Raw genomic sequence first — 19,901 nt, 5'->3', positions numbered from 1 at the left:
GCGCGTCCTGCCGGCCGGTCAGCGTCGGCCGAGGACCGTCATGCTCAGGAACTCGCGGACGTGCATGAGCTCCTGCGGGTTGATGCTGTGGAACATGTTGGGGTAGAGGATCTTGGTCAGCGTGGTGTGCTTCACCAGCCAGGCGTGCGTGAACTCGATCATCTCGGGCGCGATGACGGGATCCTCCTGGTCTCTCCCCCAGAAGAACGGCGTCCGCGCGGCCGCGGCCTCGTCGTCGCGGAAGAAGGCGTGGCCCTCGGCGGGGACGGCGAAGCCCGAGAGCCCCACGACGCACGCGAAGTCCGCCGGCCGGTGCCGCAGCAGCGACGTCGCGACGCCCATGCCCTGCGAGAAGCCGAGGATGCTGACGCTCGAGTGGTTGCCGCGGACGGTGTCCAGCCATCGGGAGACGGCGCCGACGCTCTCCACCACACGGTCCACCGAGTAGTCGTCCTCGCGCGCCAGCGGGAACCAGGAGAAGCCGGGGTCCGCGGCCAGGGGGGCCCGCACCGATGCCACGGTGAACTCGGCCGGCAGGTGGTCGGTGAGGCCCATCAGGTCCTTCTCGTCGGCCATGTACCCGTGGAACAGCAGGAGCAGGGGTGTGCCCTCCCGCTCGGGCTCGGGCTTCGACCAGAGGACCACCGGATCCCAGGAGCCGACGGGGGGTGCAGCCGTGCCGCGGGCGGTGTCAGTCATGATTCCCATTCTGGCACGGTCCGTGCCGGCGCCCGGCGGCGGGGGCGACCGGGTCGGCGTGCCGGATCCGTTGGCGCGCCGCGGCCCCAGTTGCAACAATGTCCCGGTGACCCCACCCAGCGCAGAGACTCCCCTGCCGGAGGCGAGCGACCCGATCCCGAACGGGCCGATGATCGACCCGACCCTCCACTCGGAGCCGCACCCCTGGCACCGCTACGCCGCCCTCGGCGACTCCTTCACGGAGGGCATCGGCGACCCGAACCCCGGGAGCATCGGCGGCAATCGCGGCTGGGCCGACCGGGTCGCGGAGGAGCTCGCCCGGGGGCAGGACGATTTCGCCTACGCGAATCTCGCGGTCCGCGGACGCCTGCTGCAGCAGATCATCGACCAGCAGGTGGAACCCGCCCTGGCCCTGCACCCCGACCTGGTGACCATCTCGGCCGGCGGGAACGACCTGCTCAGGCCCGGCGGTGACCCCGACGTGCTGGCGGAGAAGCTCGACGCCGTCGTCGCGACCCTCGCCTCCACGGGCGCCACCGTGGTGCTCTTCACGGGGCCGGACGTCCGCGAGACGGCGCTGGGCAGCATCCGCTCGAAGACCGCCATCTACAACGAGAACCTGCGCACGGTGGCGTCCCGCCACGAGGCGGTCATCGCCGACCTGTGGGCGCTGCGGCAGCTCGAGAGCCCGCAGATGTGGTCCTCCGACCGCCTGCACTTCGCGCCGCTCGGCCACCACACCATCGCCGCGATGGTGCTGGACACCCTCGCGGTGCGGCACACGCTCGAACCGCTCCAGCTCAAGGACCTCCCGGCCCGGACGTGGCGTGCGGCCCGGGCGGAGGACCTCGTGTGGGCCCGCGAGTACTTCGTGCCGTGGGTGCTCCGGCGGCTGCGCCACCAGTCGTCGGGCGACGGCGTGCTCGCCAAGCGCCCCGAGCCCGTACCGATCTTCGGGCCGGGCATGCCGCCGGGCGCCGCAGACTGACCGCCGGCCGGCCGCAACTCAGCAACCGGTCAGCGACCGGTCAGCTGCCGGTCAGCGACCGGTCGGCTGCCCGATGACGGCGCGGGACCGCGGTGAACGGCCGCGCCGAGCAGTGTCGGTCGGCCGTTCCCCACAGTCCCGGGGGCCAGGGGTCGACGCCCTGCGGACGGTCAGGCGTCGAGCGAGACCTCGCCGTTCGCCACCGCGTCGGCGCAGGCGCTGAGGTCGGGCCCGGGCTTGAAGTCCACGAACTGCGGCTGCAGTTTCTGGAAGAGGAACTCGTAGACCTCGTCGCGCGACTTCCCTCCCATGGTCTCCACGGCCTCGCGGACCGCACCCTGCAGGGCGCGGTCGGAGTCCAGCAGGATCTTGTCGCGTGCTTCCTGGTTCCAGCCGATGGTGCTCAGTTCCACGAACAGCTCCTCGCGTCGAAAGGGTCCGCGGCGGATGCCCCGGACATGCCCGCCACTTCGTAAGCAGGCTTAGCTCCCAGCCTAGGTGGCTGCCGGAGGAAACCCAACCGACAGATCCGCCTCCGGGTAGAAGGCGGCGCGGAGCTCGTCGTCGACCTGGTGGATCTGCGTGAGGAAGGCGTCGTGGCCCACGGCCGAGGAGATCAGGTGGACGGGCACGTCGCCGGGCAGCCCGGCGGCCAGGCGCCGCGACTGCTCGGGGAAGTACAGCCGGTCGGTGTCCACGGCCGCGACGAAGAACCGGGCCGTCGCCGCAGCCAGGGCGCCGTCGAGGCTGCCGCGCCCGCGCGCCGCATCGTGGCTCATGAGCGCCTCGGTCAGCACCACGTAGCTGTTGGCGTCGAAGCGCTCCACCAGCTTGTCGGCCTGGTGGTCGAGGTAGCTCTCCACCTGGTAGCGGCCCCGGCCGGCGGGCAGGACGGCCCCGAGAGGCTGCTCGCCGTCCTGCTCCGCGCGGCCGAAGCGCGCTTCCAGCTCCTGCTCGGAGCGGTAGGTGATGTGCGCGATGCGCCGGGCGAGGCCGAGGCCCGCCTCCGGCTGCGGTCCGTCGTAGTAGTCCCCGCCGCGGTACGCCGGATCGAGGCGGATGGCCTGCAGCTGCGCCTGGGCGAACGCTATCTGTTCGGCCGAGCTGGCGGCTGTGCAGGCGATGACGGCGCACCGCTCCACGCGCTGCGGGTACATCAGTGCCCATTCGAGGGCGCGTGCCCCGCCCATCGATCCGCCGATCACGGAGTGCCAGCGGTCGACGCCGAGCCGATCGGCGAGCAGGGCCTCGGCGCGCACGGCGTCGCGGATGGTGACGAACGGGAACCGCGATCCCCAGGGCGTGCCGTCGGGGGCGAGGCTGGCCGGGCCCGTCGACCCGTAGCAGCCCCCCAGCATGTTGACGGACACCACGAAGTAGCGGTCGGTGTCCACTGTGCGGCCGGGGCCCACGAGGGCGTCCCACCAGCCGTCCTCCGCCGAGGCGCCGCGTGCCACGTGGGAGCTGCCCGTCAGGGCGTGCTGCACGAGCACGGCGTTGGAGCCGTCCGGGTCCAGCCGCCCCCAGGTCTCGTAGGCGAGCTGGACGTCGGGCAGCTCGCCCCCGGTCTCCAGGGCCAGCGGCCCGATCGGCAGGACGCGCAGCAGTCCGTCTCCCGACGGTCCGCCGTCGATCCCGGAGTGTGACGGGGCAGCAGGGTAGGCGGCAGGGTAGGTGGTCACGAAGGGTTAGGCTCCTTTGGCGGCGCGGAAGCCCGCGTCGAGGTCGGCGAGGATGTCGTCGATGTTCTCCAGGCCCACGGCGAGCCGCACGAGGCCCGGACGCACGCCGGCCGCGAGCTGCGCCTCCGCCCCGAGCTGGCTGTGCGTGGTCGACGCCGGATGGATGACGAGTGAGCGGACGTCGCCCACGTTGGCGACGTGGGAGTGCAGCTCGAGGCCGTCCACGAAGCGCTTGCCCGCCTCCAGGCCGCCGGCGATGTCGAAGCTGACGATCGCCCCGGTGCCGTTGCGCCCGTACTTCTTCCCGCGCTCGTACCAGGGACTGGAACCGAGCCCGGCGTAGGCGACGCCCTCGACGTCGTCGTGCCCCTCGAGCCATTCGGCGACCGCCTGCGCGTTCTGCACGTGGCGCTCCAGGCGCAGGCTGAGCGTCTCCAGCCCCTGCCCGATGAGGAAGGCGTTGAAGGGCGAGACGGCGGACCCGAGGTCGCGCAGCAGCTGCACCCGCGCCTTCAGGATGTACGCGAGGTTGGCGCCGAGCGCGCCGCCCACCCCGAGATCGCGTGCGTAGACGAGTCCGTGGTAGCTCTCGTCCGGTGTGTTGAAGCCCGGGAACCTCTCCGGGTACTGCGCGAAGTCGAAGTTCCCCGAGTCGACGATCACGCCGGCGATCGCGGTGCCGTGCCCGCCGAGGTACTTCGTGGCGGAGTGCACCACGATGTCCGCGCCCCATTCGATCGGCCTGATCAGGTACGGCGTGGACAGGGTGTTGTCCACGATCAGGGGCAGCCCGTGCTCGTGGGCGACGGCGCTGATGCCCTCCAGGTCGAGGACGTCCTGCCGCGGGTTGGAGACCACCTCGCCGAAGAACAGCTTGGTGTTCGGGCGGACGGCGGCCCGCCACTGCTCGAGGTCGTCCGGGTCCTCCACGAAGGTGGTCTCGATGCCGAACTTCTTCAGGGTGTGCTTGAAGAGGTTGTAGGTGCCGCCGTAGAGGCTGGGGCTGGCCACGATGTGGTCCCCGGCCTCGGCGATATTGAGGACGGCGAAGGTCTCCGCGGCCTGCCCGGAGGCGAGCAGCAGCGCCCCCACCCCGCCCTCGAGGCTCGCGATCCTGGTCTCGACCGCCTCCTGGGTGGGATTCCCGATGCGCGTGTAGATCGGGGCGAGCTCCGTCAGCGCGAACCGGTTCGCGGCGCTCTCCGCGCTCGGGAAGACGAACGACGTCGTCTGGTAGATGGGCAGCGCACGCGCCCCCGTGGCTGGGTCCGGCACCTGGCCGGCGTGGATCTGGCGTGTCTCAAAGGACCAATCGTTGGACATGGTGCTCCCTGTCGAAGGGGCTCCTCCTCGTCCGCTGCTCCTGCCGGCGGGAACCGCCGAGGGAAGCATCGGCCCCGCAGGAGCCCGCGCTTGCGCGACACCGGTGTGGCGCCGCACCTGGTCCTCACCCGGGGCACCCCACCGCGGTTGGAGGGTTGCCGGCCAGCAAGCCGGGGCTTCGTGCTGGCACTCATGACCTGCATCCATGGAAACCCATGCGGGCGGATCCGGCAACACGTGTGACATTGCGTGAAGGAGTGTGCCCCGTAGCGCCCCTCCGAGGGGCAGGATCAGGAGTAAGGACACCCTAAGTCGAGACGTACATCACTTAGTGCCACACTGTCGGCATGCGCCTGGACCACGTCTCTTACGCCTGTGAACCCGATGGACTTGCCGCGACGGCCGACCGCATCTCGGCCCGGCTCGGCATGGAGCCGGTGAAGGGCGGTGTGCACCCCCGCTTCGGCACCCGGAACATGATCTTCCCGCTGGCCAACGGCCAGTACCTCGAGGTCGTCGAGGTCCTCAACCACCCCGCGTCGGACAAGGCGCCGTTCGGCCAGGCCGTGCGCGCCCGGTCCGAGGCGGGCGGCGGCTGGATGGGCTGGTGCGTGGCCGTGGACGACCTGGGACCCTTCGAGGAGCGCCTCGGCCGCAGCGCGGTCCCCGGCAACCGCAAGTTCCCCGACGGCCAGGAGCTCACCTGGCAGCAGATCGGCATCAAGGGCCTCATCGCCGACCCGCAGGTCCCCTACCTGCTGCGGTGGGACGACGGGACGGAGCCCCTGCACCCCTCGAAGGCCCGACCGGCCTCGGTGAAACTGGACTGCCTGACCATCGCCGGGTCCTCCGAGCGCGTCACGGAATGGCTCGGCACGGACGTCGAGGAGACGCTCGACGGCGTGCAGGTGCAGTGGATCGCGCCCAGGGGTACGCCGGGCATCATGTCCGTGACGTTCGAGACCGCCGACGGCCGCGTCGAGATCTGACCGACGCGATCCGATCCGACGCGTCGAACGCACGAGGAAGGGACCGGACGAATCGTCCGGTCCCTTCCTCGTGCGTTCGGACTGTGCGTGGATCAGGCGTGCGTGTAGGTGAGGCAGTCGGCCGCCTCGGCGCCGGGGCCCACCTTCACGGCGGGGGCGGTGCACAGCAGGTCGTGGTTGAAGGAGCACTCCGAACGCTGGCAGGCGCCGACATGCGCGAGCATCTTCGGGAGGCCGCCGCTGATCGACGTGTCGATGAAGGTGGCGCAGGACGCGTGCTCCTCGCTCCCGGACACCGTGATGGCGACGGCGGTACAGCCGTCGTGGTTGAACGAGCAGTTGTGGACACTGCACTCGGAGACACTCGTGACGACGCTCATCGTTCCTCCTGGTTCACCCGTAGCGGCCCGGCTGGAACCGTGCGCTCCTGACTGGATGAATTCACGGTAACACCGCGATTCCGGGATAATTTAGTCATGATTTACGTCCGCAAATAAGGAAAGCAAGGCTTGGCTTATTCAGCCGCCGATCCCGATGGCGGGCCCGAGGAGCGCGAATCCGACGAACCCCGCGGTGTCGATGAGGGCGTGGGCGATCACGAGCGGCATGACCCTCCGGGTGCGCGTGTAGAACCAGGCGAAGAGCAGCCCCATCAGGACGTTCCCGATGAACGGCCCGAACCCCTGGTACAGGTGGTAGCTGCCGCGCACCAGGGCGCTCGTGAGGACGATGGCCGGCGTGGACCAGCCGAGCTCCCGCAGGCGGATGAACAGGTAGCCCACCACGATGACCTCCTCCAGCACCGCGTGCCGCACCGCGGACAGGACGAGCACCGGGACGGTCCACCAGTAGGAATCCAGGGCGGCGGGGACGAGGGCCGTGGTGATGCCGAGGGCGCGGCCGCCGGCGTACACGCCGAGGGTGCCGACGCCGATGATCACCGCGAGGCCCACCCCGAAGCCGACCGTGCGCAGCGGTTTCTCGAACGTGAACCCGAGGCGCCGGAACGCCGACACCCCGTGTCCGCCGAGCAGGAACAGGACGAGTGCCACGGGCACCAGCGCGAAGAGGATGTCCAGGAGCTGGTAGGCGAGGTCGAAGTACTGCCGGTCGTTGAGCACCGGGTTCAGGGTGGTGGTCTGCCCTGCGAGCGGCCCCCGTGTGAGCTTCTCGGCGAGGTTCACCACGGCGTACACCCCCGACTGCCCGAGCGAGAGCCCGAAGACGATCAGCAGCTCGGCCGTGATGCGCCGCCTGCGCGCCGCGTCGTCGGGGCGGGGGCGGTCGGCGGTCGGCGCGGTGGGGGCGGGCTCGGCAGGCATGGCGCTATCCTCGCAGCGGCCGCCGGGGATTCCCAGCCGGACGCCGGCCGCGGGGGGTCCTAGCGCACCCGGCGGCCGGCCTTCCAGACGGCGTGCACGAGGGGCATCCCGGGCCGGTAGGCGAGGTGCGTGGCGGACGGGGCGTCGAGCAGCTGCAGGTCGGCGCGGTGCCCGACGGCGAGCGAGCCGACGGCGCGGCGGCCGTCGGCGTCGTGGCCCGTGTGGCGGCGCAGGGCGAGGGCCCCGCCGAACGTCGCGGCGCGGACCGCCTCGTGCACGGTCAGGCCCATCTGCAGCACGGCGGTGGCGACGCAGAAGGCCAGGGAGCTCGTGTAGGACGTGCCGGGGTTGCAGTTGCTGGCCAGGGCGAGCTGCACGCCGGCGTCGAGCAGCCTCCGCGCGGGCGGGAACGGCTGGCGGGTGGAGAGGTCGCAGGCCGGCAGGCACGTCGCGACGGTGCCGGGCGCCGCTCCGTCGGCGAAGCCGGACCAGGTGCCCGCGAGCGCCGCGACGTCGGTGTCGGTCAGGTGGTTGGCGTGGTCCACGCTGGCGGCGCCGAGCTCCACGGCGAGCGCGACGCCGTCGCCCGGTCCGAGCTGGTTGCCGTGCACGCGCAGGCCGAGGCCGGCAGCGGCGCAGGCCTCCAGCACGTGCCGCGCCTGGTCCACGGTGAAGGCGCCCCTCTCGCAGAAGACGTCCGCCCAGCGCACGTGGGGCAGGACGGCCTCGAGCATGGGGCCGGCCACGAGGTCGGTGTACGCGTCGGCGTCCTGCCCGTCCGGGACGAGGTGCGCGCCGAGGTAGGTGACCTCGTCCACCACGCCGGCGGCGATCCGCGCGCTGCGGGCCTCGTGCCCGACGTCCAGGCCGTAGCCCGTCTTCGTCTCGAGGTAGGTGGTGCCGCCCGCCGCGGCCTCCGCGACGCGGGCGAGCAGGAGCCGCGTGAGGTCGTAGTCCCCCGTGGCGCGTGTCGCCCCGACGGTCACGGCGATGCCGCCGGCCGCGTACGCCTGGCCTGCCATGCGCGCCTCGAACTCCGCCGTCCGGTCGCCGGCGAACACGAGGTGCGTGTGGCTGTCGACCCAGCCCGGCAGGCCGGCACGGTGGCCGGCGTCGTACGCCTCGTCAGCCGCGGGTGCGTGTGCGGCCGGACCGATCCAGCTGATGCGTTCCCCCTCGAGGACGACGGCGGCGTCCCGGAGGACCGCGCCGTCGGTGTCCTGCGTCATGAGTTCGCCGATGTTCGTGATCAGGACGGACATCAGCGCTCCCGGGGCTGCGTAGGGGGCGCGACCGGGCGGCCCGGCCCGTCCGTGGCGGCTGCGGCGTCGTCGAGGCGGGCGATCGCGGCGGCCAGCAGGGGCCCCGGAGCCCCGAGCGCCGTATGGACGCCGTCCCGGGCCACGAGGACCCCGCCGACGACGACGCCCGTGACGTCCTGCGCCGTCGCCGTGTACGCGAGCTGGTCCCGGTCGGACCCGGCGGTGCGCGCGCTGCGCGGATCGACGGCCATGAGGTCGGCGGCACGGCCAGGAGCGAAGCCCGCGCCGGGACGTCCCTGCGCCGCTGCCCCTCCGAGCGCCGCGATGCCGTGCAGCGACTCCGGATCGAAGTGGCCGCGCCGTCCGGTGCGCAGCCGCTCGCCGTGCTCGAGGGCCCGCATCTCCAGCCAGGGGTCGACGACGGCGTGCTGGTCGGTGCCGAGGGCGAGCCTGGCGCCCGCCTCCCGGAAGTCGCCGGCCGGTCCGATCCCGTCCGCGAGATCCGCCTCGGTGGTGGGGCACAGGACGATCACGGCCCCGGCGTCGGCGAGCACGGCGATGTCCTGCCCGCTCACGTGGGCGGCGTGCACGGCGGACAGGCGGCCGGTCACGAGCCCGTGCCGGTCGAGCAGCGCGGTCGGGGTGCGGCCCGTGGCCCGCAGGCACTCCTCGTTCTCCGCGGGCTGCTCGGACAGGTGGACGTGCAGGGGCAGGTCGGCCGGCAGGTGCCGCGCGACGACGGCGAGGTCCTGCTCGGGGACGGCGCGCACGGAATGGAGGGCGGCCCCCACCGCCACCCGGTGGGCCGGATACTGCGCGGCGACGGCGGCGCGCAGGGAGGCGAGGCGTTCGAGCCAGCGCTCGGCGGTCCCGTCGGAGAACCGGCGCTGCCCCTCCTCGGGAGGGAGCCCGAAGCCGCCCGCGAGGTAGCAGGTGTCGAGCAGCGTCAGCCGGATCCCGGCCCGGACGGCCGCGCGGGCGAGGGCCAGCTCCATGGCGTGCGCACCGTGCTCACCCGCAGCGTCGCCCTGCCCGTACGGGGTCCCGTCCGTCCGGTGGTGGACGTAGTGGAACTCGGCGACGCTCGTCCAGCCCGCCACCACCATCTCGGCGTACACGGCGGTCGCGAGCTCCTCGTAGAGCTCCGGGGTGAGGGCGTTCGCCGCGCGGTACATGGTCTCCCGCCACGTCCAGAACGTCCCGCCACGGTGGTGGGTGCGGCCGCGCAGGGCGCGGTGGAACGCGTGGGAGTGGGCGTTCGCGGCGCCGGGGAAGGCCACGCCGCGCAGCACCACGTCGCCGTCCCGTGCGGGGACGCCGGGCAGCACGTCCACCACCAGGCCGGCGTCGTCGACCTCGACCCGGACGGCGTCCGCCACTCCCCCGGCCCCCAGCCAGGCGTGCTCGCACCAGACGGCGCGCGCCGCGGAGGGCTGGGTCACAGCAGGTCCTCGAGGACGTCGGCGAGCGCGGTGGCGCCGGCGTCGGCGTCGTCGCGCTCGACGAACTCCTCGGGCGAGTGGCTGATGCCCGTGGGGTTGCGCACGAACAGCATGGCGGTCGGCGCGATCGTCCCCAGGATGCCGGCGTCATGGCCCGCCCCGGTCGGCAGCGTGGGTGCGCCCGGGAAGGAGCGGCCGAGCGCGAGACCGAGCGTGCGCTGCAGTGCCCCGTCGAAGTGGACCGTGCCGCTGCGCGACTCCTCGGTCAGGGTGGCGCGGCAGCCCTCGAAGGCGCAGATCTTCTGGGCCTGGCCGTGGATCCTCTCGATCAGTGATGCCGTGACGGCGTCCTCCTCGTGGCGGACGTCGAGCCAGAGGTCCACGCGGGAGGCGATGACGTTGGTACCGCCGGGTACGGGCTGCAGGCGTCCCACGGTAGCGCGGGCGCCGTCCTGCTCGGCTGCGGCCTTCCGGGCGGCGAGCACCACCTGGGCAGCGGCGATCATCGGGTCGGCACGGTCGGCCATGAGGGTGGTGCCGGCGTGGTTGCCCTGGCCGGTGATGGACAGGCGCCAGCGGCCGTGCCCCAGCATGGTGGACCCGATGGCGACGGCGGAGTCCAGGTCGATCAGCCCGCGCCCCTGCTCCACGTGCAGTTCCACGAAGTCGCCGATGTGCCGGATCGCCTCCTCGTCCCGGCCGAGGTGTGCCGGGTCGAGGCCCGCGGCACGGGAGGCGTCGGCGAACGTGGTGCCCTCGGCGTCCGTGAGGGTCCGGACGTGGTCCGGGTCCAAGGTCCCGGTGAGCAGGCGGGAGCCGAGGCAGGACACACCGAAGCGTGAGCCCTCCTCCTCCGGGAACACGGTGACCGCCAGGGAGCGGTTGGGCTGGATGCCGCGGCTGCGCAGCAGGTCGACGGCGACGAGCGCGGAGGCGACGCCGAGGGGACCGTCGAACGCTCCGCCGCCGGGCACGGAGTCGAGGTGGCTGCCGGTGACGAGGGCGCCGTCGCGGCTGTCCGTCGCGTCCCACCAGGCCCAGAGGATGCCGTTCCGGTCGGTCTCCACGGACAGTCCGCGCGCGGCGGCCTCGGCGGAGAACCACTCGCGCAGCGACTGCTCGGCGGGGGTGAACACACCGCGCGAGTAGCCGCCGCGGGCGGCGTCCCGGCCGACGTCGCTGATGGAGTCGAGCACTGAGGAGACGGTCTGCATGGGGTACCTTCCGACGGGTCGTGTACTCAGGATTCCATGGGGATGCGCACGCCGCGCTCGGCGGCGACCTCGCGGGCCCGCTCGTAGCCGGCGTCGACGTGCCGCATGACGCCCGTGCCCGGATCGTTCGTCAGGAGGCGTTCGAGCTTCTGCGCGGCGAGTTCGGTGCCGTCGGCCACCGAGACCTGCCCGGAGTGGATGGACCGGCCGATCCCGACGCCGCCACCGTGGTGGATGGAGACCCAGGTGGCGCCCGAGGAGGTGTTCAGCAGTGCGTTCAGGAGGGGCCAGTCGGCGACGGCGTCGGAGCCGTCCGCCATGGCCTCCGTCTCGCGGTAGGGCGAGGCGACGGAGCCGGAGTCCAGGTGGTCGCGGCCGATCACGATGGGCGCGGACACCTTGCCCTCCGCGACGAGCCGGTTGAAGAGGAGGCCCGCCTTCGCGCGGTCCCCGTAGCCGAGCCAGCAGATGCGCGCGGGCAGGCCTTCGAACTCCACGTGCTCCGCGGCGGCGTCGAGCCAGCGGTGCAGGTGGCCGTTGTCGGGGAACAGTTCCTTGAGGGCGGCGTCCGTGACGGCGATGTCCGCCGGATCGCCGGAGAGCGCCACCCAGCGGAACGGGCCGAGGCCCTCGCAGAAGAGCGGGCGGATGTACGCGGGGACGAACCCGGGGATGTCGAAGGCGCGCCCGTAGCCGCCTGTGCGGGCCTCGTCACGGATGGAGTTGCCGTAGTCGAAGACCTCCGCGCCAGCGTCGAGGAAGCCGACCATCGCCTCGACGTGCAGGGCCATCGACGCCTGCGCCTTCTTGGTGAAGCCCTCGGGGTCGGCGGTGGCCTCCCGGTCCCACTCATCGGGGGCGATGCCCTCGGGCAGGTAGCTGAGCGGGTCGTGGGCGGAGGTCTGGTCGGTGACGATGTCGACGTCGAGCCCGCGCCTCAGCAGCTCCGGGAAGACCGCCGCGGCGTTGCCGACCACGCCGACCGACAGGGGGCGCCTGTCGCGCCTGGCGGCGAGGACCTGCGCCACGGCGTCGTCCAGCGTCTCCGCGACGGTGTCCAGGTAGCGCTTCGCCACGCGGCGGCGCAGGCGCGCCTCGCTGACGTCGACGATCAGGACGGCGCCGCCGTTCAGGGTGACGGCGAGCGGCTGCGCGCCGCCCATCCCGCCGCAGCCCGCGGTGAGGGTCAGGGTGCCGGCGAGGGTGCCGCCGAACCGCTTGCGGGCGACCGCCGCGAAGGTCTCGAACGTGCCCTGGAGGATGCCCTGCGTGCCGATGTAGATCCAGGAGCCCGCCGTCATCTGCCCGTACATCATGAGGCCCTCGGCCTCGAGGCGGCGGAACTCGGGCCAGGTGGCCCAGTCTCCCACGAGGTTGGAGTTGGCGAGCAGCACCCGCGGCGCCCACGCATGGGTGCGGAACACGCCGACGGGCTTGCCGGACTGCACGAGGAGCGTCTCGTCGTCCTCGAGGGTCTCCAGGGTGCGGACGATCGCGTCGTACGCCTCCCAGCTGCGCGCCGCGCGGCCGGTGCCGCCGTAGACCACGAGGTCCTCGGGGCGCTCGGCCACCTCGGGGTCGAGATTGTTCATGAGCATGCGCAGCGGAGCCTCCGTCTGCCAGCTCTTCGCCGTGAGACGGGTGCCGCGGGCGGCGCGGATGGAGCGGGAGGGGTCGTGGCGGGACGTCGGGGTGCCGGTCATGCTGGTTCTCCTCGGGTGGTGTCGACGGCGGATTCCTCCGCCCGGGTCATGAGCGCCGCCGCCTCCTGCGCGACGAGCACCCCGATGCGGCGGGCCCCGGCGTCGGTGATGCGGTAGCTGGGGACGACGACGCTGAGTGCCGCTGCGGGCCGGCCCCCGGGCGTGACGGGCGCGGCGACAGCGGTGACGTCGGCCTCGATGCCGTCGCGCACGACGACGAACCCGCCGGGCGGCGGTCCGCCCGTGAGGACCGCGCCCACGGCGGTGCCCTCCAGCGGGATGCTGCGGCCCACCCAGCTGGCGTGGCGGACCGAGTGGGTGCCCTCGCGCATCGCGAGGTAGACGCCCTCGCCGTCGTGCGAGGGGACGCTCAGGTACGCCGACTCCCCCGTCTGCCGCACGAGCCGTTCGAGGGCGGGCTCGGCGAGGGAGACGAGCGATTCGTGGCCGAGGGCCTGCGCACCGAGCTGCACCACGCGGAGCCCCGGCCGGTACGCGCCGACGGGGTCGCGCCGCACGAAGCCGGTGCCCTCGAGCGTGCGCAGCAGGCGCAGCGCCGTCGACGCCGACAGCCCGGCCTCCCGTGCGGCGTCCGCGAGGCTGAGGGACCCGGCGTCGCAGACCGCGCCGAGGAGGACGAGTGCGCGCTCCACGGTGCGGGTCGAGGATTCCGCCATATCTGCCTCCTTGCGCTAATACCCGCTGTAGCTTTCACTTATTGAAACGTCCTTTCCACTCAATGGCAATAGCGGTCGCGACCGCAGGAAGCGAGGCGGACCGTGTCCCAGCCCCCCGTGATCGTCGGCACCGGCCCCCTGTCCCCCGCCGACGTCGTCGCCGTCACCCGTCACGACGCCCCCGTGGAGCTCGCCCCCGAGGCCCTGGCCGCGATGGCGGCCTCCCGCACGGTGGTGGAGTCGCTCGTCGACGACGGCACCCCGCACTACGGCGTCTCCACCGGTTTCGGCGCCCTGGCCACCCGGCACATCCCGCTCGACCAGCGCACGCAGCTCCAGCGCAGCCTCATCCGCAGCCACGCGGCGTCCTCCGGCGCCGAGGTGGACCGCGAGGTGGTGCGCGGCCTCATGCTCGGGCGACTCTCGACCCTGGCGACGGGCCGCACCGGCGTGCGTCCCCTCGTCGCCTCCACGTCCGCGGCGCTCCTCAATGCGGGCATCACCCCCGTGATCGGCGAGTACGGGTCGCTCGGCTGCTCGGGCGACCTCGCACCGCTGTCGCACGTGGCGCTCGCGCTCATGGGCGAGGGTGACGTCCGCGACGCCGGTGGGCAGCTCGTGCCGGCCGCCGAAGCCCTCGCCGCCGCCGGGATCACCCCCGTGGAACTCCGCGAGAAGGAGGGCCTGGCGCTCATCAACGGGACGGACGGCATGCTCGGCATGCTGATCCTCGCCGCCGCCGACCTCCGCAGGCTCCTGACGACGGCGGATCTCGCCGCGGCGATGAGCGTCGAGGGACTCCTCGGCACCGACGCCGTGTTCGCCGAGGACCTGCACGCCCTGCGGCCCCACCCCGGGCAGGTGGCCTCGGCCGCGAACATCCGGGCACTGCTCGCGGGATCCCCGCTCGTCGGCGAACAGCTGACGTCCGAGACCGGCCGGCACCGGTTCACGCGCGTGCAGGACGCCTACTCCCTGCGGTGCGCGCCCCAGGTGCACGGCGCAGCGCGCGGTACCCTCGCCCACGCCGAGGCGGTCGCCGCGGTGGAGCTGGGGTCCGCGATCGACAACCCGGTGATCACCCCGGACGGGCGCATCGAGTCGAACGGCAACTTCCACGGCGCCCCGGTGGGCTACGTGCTCGACTTCCTCGCGATCGCCGTCGCCGATGTCGCCTCCATGAGCGAACGCCGCACGGACCGCTTCCTCGACAAGGCCCGCAGCCACGGGCTCAATGCCTTCCTCGCCCACGACCCCGGCGTGGACTCCGGGCACATGATCGCGCAGTACACGCAGGCGGGCATCGTGTCCGAGCTCAAACGCCTCGCGAACCCTGCGTCCGTGGACTCCATCCCCTCCTCCGCGATGCAGGAGGACCACGTGTCCATGGGCTGGGCCGCCGGTCTCAAGCTGCGCCGCGCCGTCGACGGCCTCACCCGGGTGCTCGCCATCGAGATCCTCACCGCCGCGAGGGGCCTCGACATGCGCGACGGCGGCGCCGCGACCGGTTACCGCAGCTCCGCCCCGATCACGGCCGTCCGGCAGCGCCTGCGCCGGGACGTCGCGGGCCCGGGCACGGACCGCTACCTCGCCCCCGAGATCGAGGCCGCCCGCCTCCTCGTGGACGACGGCTCGCTCCTCGCCGCGGCGCTGGGGGCGCTCCCAGCGACGCTCCAGTGAACGTTGTTAGGGTTGCCTCATCCCCTGCAGAAAGAAGCGCCCCCGTGTCGTCCCCCCTGACCTCGCCCCTGCCGACTCCCGCCGCCGGACCGTCCCGCAAGCCGCCGCGTCCGCAGGCGGTCCTCACCGTGCTCGAGAAGCAGTGGCTCAGCCCGCACCTCGTGCGCGTGGTGGCGGGCGGACCGGGCTTCGCGGACCTGCAGGACTGCGACGCGACGGACCGCTACGCCAAGCTGCTCTTCGCGAAGCCGCACCTCGGCCTGGTGCCGCCCTACGACCTCGCGGCCCTGAAGGACGAACTCCCGGCCGGCGACCGGCCCGTGAAGCGCACCTACACGATCCGCTGGCTCGACGCCGCGTCCCGCCGGCTCGCCATCGACTTCGTGGTGCACGGCGACGCCGGGATCGCCGGACCGTGGGCCGCGGCCGCCGCGCCCGGGGATCTCCTCGTGCTGATGGGCCCCTCCGGCAAGTGGTCACCCGACCAGGACGCCGACTGGCACCTCTTCGTCGGTGACGACTCGGCCCTGCCCGCCATCGCCGCGGGTCTCGAGGCGCTGCACCCCGCCGCCGTCGGGCACGCGTACCTCGAGGTGGACAGCGTCGCCGAGATCATCCCGCTCGCCGCGCCCGCAGGCCTGGAGCTGCACTGGCTGCTGCGCGACGGACAGGCGGCGGGGACGACGACGCTGCTCGCCGACGCCGTCGCGGCCGGCCCGTGGCCCGAGGGGCGCGTCGACGCGTTCGTGCACGGCGAGCGGGGGGCCATGAAGGCGCTGCGCGACGTCCTGTTCAAGGACAGGGGGCTGGCGCGCGCGCAGGTCTCGCTCTCGGGCTACTGGGCGTACGGGCGCGAGGAGGACACGTTCCAGGCCGAGAAGCGGGAACCGATCGGCAAGATCCTCGACGACTAGGGGCGGCCGCCCGCGGCTCAGGTGCTCCCGTTCGCGGGGACCGCTCGCGGGCGCCGCTTCGGCAGGCGGTCGGTCAGTTCCATGGCCGGTTCGGCGAGGCGTGCCAGCACCGGTCCGAGGACGGCCATGAGCAGGACGTAGGTGGTGGCCAGGGCGGCCAGCTCCGGGAGCACGGCCCCGGAGGTCACCGCGAGCCCCGCGATGACGATCGAGAACTCGCCGCGCGCCACGAGCGCCGTGCCGGCACGCGCCCGCCCCATCCGCCCGATGCCCTGCCGGCCGGCGGCCCACCAGCCGGTCGCGATCTTCGTGACGGAGGTCGCCAGGGCCAGGAGCAGCGCGACGCCGAGCACGGGCGGGATGGACGAGGGATCGGTACTGAGCCCGAACACGACGAAGAAGATGGCCGCGAAGAGGTCCCGCAGGGGTTCGAGGATCCGCGCGGCGTTCTCCGCCGTCGCCCCCGAGATCGCGATGCCGAGCAGGAACGCGCCCACGGCCGCCGAGACCTGCAGGGCGGACGCGAGACCCGCGACCAGCAGGGCCGCGCCGATGAGCGTCAGGAGGAACACCTCGCGGTCGGAGCTGTCCACGATGGCGGAGACCACGTTGCCCCAGCGCAGGGCGACGATCAGCACGAGCGTGACCACGAGCAGGGAGATCCCGACGGTGCCGAGCCCGCCGGCGAAGCTGAGCCCGGCGAGGACCGCGGTGAGCACCGGGAGGTAGACGGCCATGGCGAGGTCCTCGAAGACGAGGATCGCGAGCACCGTGGGCGTCTCCCGGTTGCCGAGCCGGCCGAGATCGCCGATGACCTTCGCGGCGATCCCCGACGAGGAGATGTAGGTGACGCCGCCCATGACGAGGGCGGCGACCGGACCCCAGCCGAGGATCACGGCGACGAGCGCGCCGGGGGTGAAGTTGAGGACGAAGTCCACGATCCCGGCGAGCCAGGACTGGCGGAGGCCGGTGACGAGTTCCTTCGCCGTGTACTCGAGGCCGAGCAGGAGCAGCAGCAGGACGACGCCGATCTCGCTGGCGACCTCGCTGAACTCCAGGACGCCTTCGAGTTCGATGAACCCGCCCTGCCCGAAGAACAGGCCCCCGATGAGGTAGAGCGGGATCGGCGAGAGCCCGATCCGGCCGGCGAGCCGCCCGAGGATCCCGAGGAAGAGGAGGATGGCGCCGAGTTCGATCAGGGTCAGGGCCGTGGTGTGCACAGGCGGCTCAGCCGTTGCGCAGGATGTCCGCCGCGGCGTCGAGGCCCTCGGAGGTGCCCACCACCACCAGCAGGTCGCCGGCGGTGAGGGTGAAATCGGGTGTCGGCGAGGCCTGCACCTGGCCCGAGCGGAGGACCGCGACGAGCGAGGCGCCGGAGCGCGAGCGCATGCGCGTGTCCGCGAGGGGCCGCCCGTCGAAGGGCGAACCGCGCTCGATGAGGAACTGCCGCGTGGAGACGCCCGGCAGGTCGCGGTGCTCCTCCGTCAGCTGCGCCACGAGCTGCCGCGAACCGAGCAGGTTGCCGATCGTCGCGGCCTCGTCGGGGGTGAGCGGGATGGAGGCGACGCAGGCGTCCGGGTCGCTCGCCTTCGAGATGATGAGGTCGAGGTCGCCGTCGCGCTGTGCGACGATGCCCACCCTGCGGCCGGAGCCCGTGACGATCTCCCGCCGCACCCCGATGCCGGGCAGGCGTGTTTCGATGACGTTCATGCGCCCATCCTAGACCCGCCGCGGCTACTGGCCGCTGCGTCCGGCGGCCGTGGAGCTCCCGTTCGCTGAGGGCGTCGAGGAAGCCCCGGCGTCGAACAGATCGGGCTCGAGATAGATGGCCGTGGCGATGGGGACGGCGGCCCGGATGCGCTGTTCGGCGCCGTTGATGTCGGCGGCGATGCGGGCGCCGCTCTCCCGGCTGCCGACCGAGATCTTCGCGGCGACTAGCAGTTCGTCGGGGCCGAGGTGCAGGGTCTTGAGGTGGATGATCCGGGTGGAACCGTCACCGGCGATGGCCGCCTCGATCTTCGCGACGTCCGCCGCGGAGGCGGATTCGCCGAGCAGCAGGCTCTTGGTCTCGACGGCGAGGACGGCGGCGATGGCCACGAGCAGCAGGCCGATCATCGCGGTGCCCGCCGCGTCCCAGAGGCCGTTGTCCGTGAGCAGGGTCATGGAGACGCCGAACAGCGCGAACATCAGGCCGATGAGGGCACCGAAGTCCTCGAGGAGGATCACGGGCAGCTCGGGCGACTTGGCGGTACGGACGAAGCGCACCCAGCCCATGCCGCCGCGCACCTGGTTGGACTCCCTGATGGCCGTGCGGAACGAGAAGGACTCGGCGATGATCGCGCCGATCAGGACCGCGAGCGGGACCCACCAGAACGCGCCCTCGATCGGGTGCGGGTCCTGGTACTTGTGGTACGCCTCGTACAGCGCGAACAGGCCGCCGACGCTGAACAGGACGATCGACACGATGAAGGCGTAGATGTAGCGCTCGCGTCCGTAGCCGAAGGGGTGCTCGGCACTCGCACGGCGTCTGGACCGTTTGCCGCCGACCAGCAGGAGGACCTGGTTGCCCGAGTCCGCCACGGAGTGGATGCCCTCGGCGAGCATCGACGACGAGCGCGTGAGCGCGAAGGCCACGAATTTGAGCGCGGCGATGGTGAGGTTCGCGGCGAGGGCAGCGATGATCGCCCTGTTGCCTCCGTGTGCCGACATGATGCTTCCCGTTCCGTGTGACCGCCGCGGGGGCGGGTGTTCCGACGATGACCGGGCCCGCCGCCGGCACGAACCGGGGCTGCCTCCTGCCCCTACTCTACGGAGACATCGCAGGTCGCGGCCGGGTGGCGCCGCGCGGGGACGCCGGTTGCGCATGGGCCCGGGCGCTGCTGCGGCACCCGGTCAGGCGGGCCGGAGTGCTGCTGCGGCCGCCGCGATGCCGCCCGGATCGGCACCGAGGTCGGCCGGGTCGGCGCCCGTGAGCAGGACGGTCGCCAGTTCGGCGATCCCCGACGACGTCTGGAACCCGTAGCCTCCCTGCCCGGCGAGCCAGAAGAAACCCGGGTGCCCCGGATCGAAGCCGACCACGGGCAGGCCCGACGCCCGCTGGGTGCGCAGGCCGGTCCAGGCCCGCGTGACACCGGTGATGCCCAGGTCGGCGACCGTCGCGAGGTGCTCCACGAGGCGCTCGACGTCCCCGGGGTGGGGTTGGGCGTCACCCGGCTCGGCGGGCTCGGCCTCGCACGGCGAGATGAGCACGCCCTCGGCGTCGGGCCGGTAGTAGAACGACTCGTCCGCGGCCGCGACCATGGGCGTCCCGACGGGCGGAGCGTGGGTGGCGGTGCCGATCGCCGCGGTCCGCCGGAGTGGGACGAGGCCCTGCGGCGCGACGCCGCACACGTCCGCGACCCCGTCGGCCCAGGCTCCGGCCGCGTCGACGACGACCTCCGCGGTGATGGGCCGGTAGCCCGCCCGGACACTCCACCCGGCGCCGTCGTAGCGGGCCGAGGTCACCTCGGCACCCGTCAGGATGATCACGCCGTCGTCGCTCGCGCGGCGACGGTGGTACTCGAGGAGGAGGTCCGTGTCGGTGCCGACACAGTCCGTGTCGAGGGCTGCTGCACCGAAGGCCTCGGGGCGCAGCTGCGGGCACAGCTCGAGGGCCTCGGCGTGGGACACGGGGCGCATCGAGTCGCTCGCCCCCGCGGCGACGTCGGCCTCGGAGCCGATGAGCAGGAAGGACCGCGGCACGGTCAGTGACAGGCCGGTGGAGGACTGGACGCCGGAGAGGAGGTCGAGGGTTCGGCGGGTGAGGTCCCGCACCGGTGCGGGACCGTAGCTCGGGATGAGCTGCCGGGCCGAGCGCGACGACGTGTGGTACCCGAGCGTGCCCTCCGCCTCGACGAGGACCACGCTCGAGAACGGAGCGAGGGTGGACGCGAGGGAGAGGCCGGCGATCCCGCCGCCGATGATCAGGACGTCGCACTCGAGGGGGCTCATCCCGTCATCCTAGGAT

The 19,901-nt window shown here is 72.8% G+C and carries 19 protein-coding genes and 1 riboswitch; of the genes, 4 read left to right on the top strand and 15 right to left on the bottom strand.

Translation table 11 applies throughout. The features are described 5' to 3' along the window. Positions 1-18: 18 nt before the first annotated feature. Entirely contained in the window at positions 19-699 is a 681-nt protein-coding gene (locus tag V6S67_RS05530; protein WP_334209296.1) for an alpha/beta hydrolase, read from the bottom strand. A 169-nt stretch (positions 700-868) separates the two neighbouring features. Between V6S67_RS05530 and V6S67_RS05525 the strand changes: the two genes are divergently transcribed. Next, on the top strand, positions 869-1,687 hold the full coding sequence (locus tag V6S67_RS05525; RefSeq protein WP_334211532.1) for an SGNH/GDSL hydrolase family protein: 819 nt from the start codon (positions 869-871) through the stop codon (positions 1,685-1,687). 170 nt (positions 1,688-1,857) lie between these two features. On the opposite strand, the gene V6S67_RS05520 is transcribed toward V6S67_RS05525, so the two are convergent. From V6S67_RS05520 to V6S67_RS05510, 3 genes are all read right to left on the bottom strand, one after another. After that, positions 1,858-2,100: a hypothetical protein gene (locus tag V6S67_RS05520; RefSeq protein ID WP_334209295.1), complete on the bottom strand. Its 243-nt coding sequence runs from the start codon at positions 2,098-2,100 to the stop codon at positions 1,858-1,860. An 81-nt stretch (positions 2,101-2,181) separates the two neighbouring features. Next, positions 2,182-3,321: a homoserine O-acetyltransferase MetX gene (gene metX / locus V6S67_RS05515; RefSeq protein WP_334211531.1), complete on the bottom strand. Its 1,140-nt coding sequence runs from the start codon at positions 3,319-3,321 to the stop codon at positions 2,182-2,184. 54 nt (positions 3,322-3,375) lie between these two features. Then, positions 3,376-4,692, bottom strand: coding sequence for a bifunctional o-acetylhomoserine/o-acetylserine sulfhydrylase (locus V6S67_RS05510; RefSeq protein WP_334209294.1), 1,317 nt, complete (start codon positions 4,690-4,692; stop codon positions 3,376-3,378). A gap of 81 nt (positions 4,693-4,773) precedes the next feature. Continuing rightward, positions 4,774-4,890: riboswitch (SAM riboswitch) on the bottom strand. A gap of 149 nt (positions 4,891-5,039) precedes the next feature. Between V6S67_RS05510 and V6S67_RS05505 the strand changes: the two genes are divergently transcribed. After that, positions 5,040-5,681: a VOC family protein gene (locus tag V6S67_RS05505; RefSeq protein ID WP_334209293.1), complete on the top strand. Its 642-nt coding sequence runs from the start codon at positions 5,040-5,042 to the stop codon at positions 5,679-5,681. 92 nt (positions 5,682-5,773) lie between these two features. On the opposite strand, the gene V6S67_RS05500 is transcribed toward V6S67_RS05505, so the two are convergent. The 7 genes from V6S67_RS05500 to V6S67_RS05470 form a co-directional block, all read right to left on the bottom strand. Next, on the bottom strand, positions 5,774-6,061 hold the full coding sequence (locus V6S67_RS05500; RefSeq protein ID WP_120148181.1) for a DUF1540 domain-containing protein: 288 nt from the start codon (positions 6,059-6,061) through the stop codon (positions 5,774-5,776). A 138-nt stretch (positions 6,062-6,199) separates the two neighbouring features. Next, positions 6,200-7,003, bottom strand: coding sequence for a CPBP family intramembrane glutamic endopeptidase (locus tag V6S67_RS05495; RefSeq protein ID WP_334209292.1), 804 nt, complete (start codon positions 7,001-7,003; stop codon positions 6,200-6,202). Positions 7,004-7,062: 59 nt separating this feature from the next. Then, positions 7,063-8,265, bottom strand: a complete 1,203-nt coding sequence (locus V6S67_RS05490; protein ID WP_334209291.1) for an amidohydrolase family protein — start codon at positions 8,263-8,265, stop codon at positions 7,063-7,065. Next, a complete protein-coding gene (locus tag V6S67_RS05485) occupies positions 8,265-9,707 on the bottom strand; it encodes a formimidoylglutamate deiminase (RefSeq protein WP_334209290.1) in 1,443 nt (480 codons plus the stop codon). The genes V6S67_RS05490 and V6S67_RS05485 overlap by 1 nt, the downstream gene beginning before the upstream one ends. Beyond that, positions 9,704-10,921 (bottom strand): allantoate amidohydrolase, encoded by a 1,218-nt coding sequence (locus V6S67_RS05480; RefSeq protein ID WP_334209289.1) that lies wholly within the window; start codon positions 10,919-10,921, stop codon positions 9,704-9,706. The genes V6S67_RS05485 and V6S67_RS05480 overlap by 4 nt, the downstream gene beginning before the upstream one ends. A gap of 26 nt (positions 10,922-10,947) precedes the next feature. Next, entirely contained in the window at positions 10,948-12,624 is a 1,677-nt protein-coding gene (gene hutU, locus V6S67_RS05475; protein ID WP_334209288.1) for a urocanate hydratase, read from the bottom strand. Beyond that, positions 12,621-13,301: an IclR family transcriptional regulator gene (locus V6S67_RS05470; RefSeq protein ID WP_334209287.1), complete on the bottom strand. Its 681-nt coding sequence runs from the start codon at positions 13,299-13,301 to the stop codon at positions 12,621-12,623. The genes hutU and V6S67_RS05470 overlap by 4 nt, the downstream gene beginning before the upstream one ends. Positions 13,302-13,403: 102 nt before the next feature. On the opposite strand from V6S67_RS05470, the gene hutH reads away from it, so the two are divergent. Continuing rightward, positions 13,404-14,981 carry a histidine ammonia-lyase gene (gene hutH / locus V6S67_RS05465; protein WP_334209286.1) on the top strand — a complete coding sequence of 526 codons (1,578 nt, stop codon included), beginning with the start codon at positions 13,404-13,406 and terminating at the stop codon, positions 14,979-14,981. 44 nt (positions 14,982-15,025) lie between these two features. Then, positions 15,026-15,895 (top strand): siderophore-interacting protein, encoded by an 870-nt coding sequence (locus V6S67_RS05460; RefSeq protein WP_334209285.1) that lies wholly within the window; start codon positions 15,026-15,028, stop codon positions 15,893-15,895. 17 nt (positions 15,896-15,912) lie between these two features. Here the strand turns inward: V6S67_RS05460 and V6S67_RS05455 are convergent, their stop codons facing one another. The 4 genes from V6S67_RS05455 to V6S67_RS05440 form a co-directional block, all read right to left on the bottom strand. Next, the gene (locus V6S67_RS05455; protein ID WP_334209284.1) at positions 15,913-17,115 is read right to left on the bottom strand and encodes a cation:proton antiporter; all 1,203 of its coding nucleotides are present in this window, start codon (positions 17,113-17,115) and stop codon (positions 15,913-15,915) included. 7 nt (positions 17,116-17,122) lie between these two features. Further along, positions 17,123-17,605, bottom strand: a complete 483-nt coding sequence (locus V6S67_RS05450; RefSeq protein ID WP_307081777.1) for a cation:proton antiporter regulatory subunit — start codon at positions 17,603-17,605, stop codon at positions 17,123-17,125. A gap of 24 nt (positions 17,606-17,629) precedes the next feature. After that, positions 17,630-18,604, bottom strand: coding sequence for a cation diffusion facilitator family transporter (locus V6S67_RS05445; RefSeq protein ID WP_334209283.1), 975 nt, complete (start codon positions 18,602-18,604; stop codon positions 17,630-17,632). Between the two features lie 183 nt (positions 18,605-18,787). Further along, positions 18,788-19,885, bottom strand: a complete 1,098-nt coding sequence (locus tag V6S67_RS05440; protein WP_334209282.1) for an NAD(P)/FAD-dependent oxidoreductase — start codon at positions 19,883-19,885, stop codon at positions 18,788-18,790. Positions 19,886-19,901: the final 16 nt, after the last annotated feature.

The sequence above is a fragment of the Arthrobacter sp. Soc17.1.1.1 genome (assembly GCF_036867195.1).
Classification (GTDB): domain Bacteria; phylum Actinomycetota; class Actinomycetes; order Actinomycetales; family Micrococcaceae; genus Arthrobacter_D.
The sequence above is the reverse complement of the archived record's forward strand: the minus strand, read 5'-3'. Positions and strand labels throughout refer to the sequence as shown.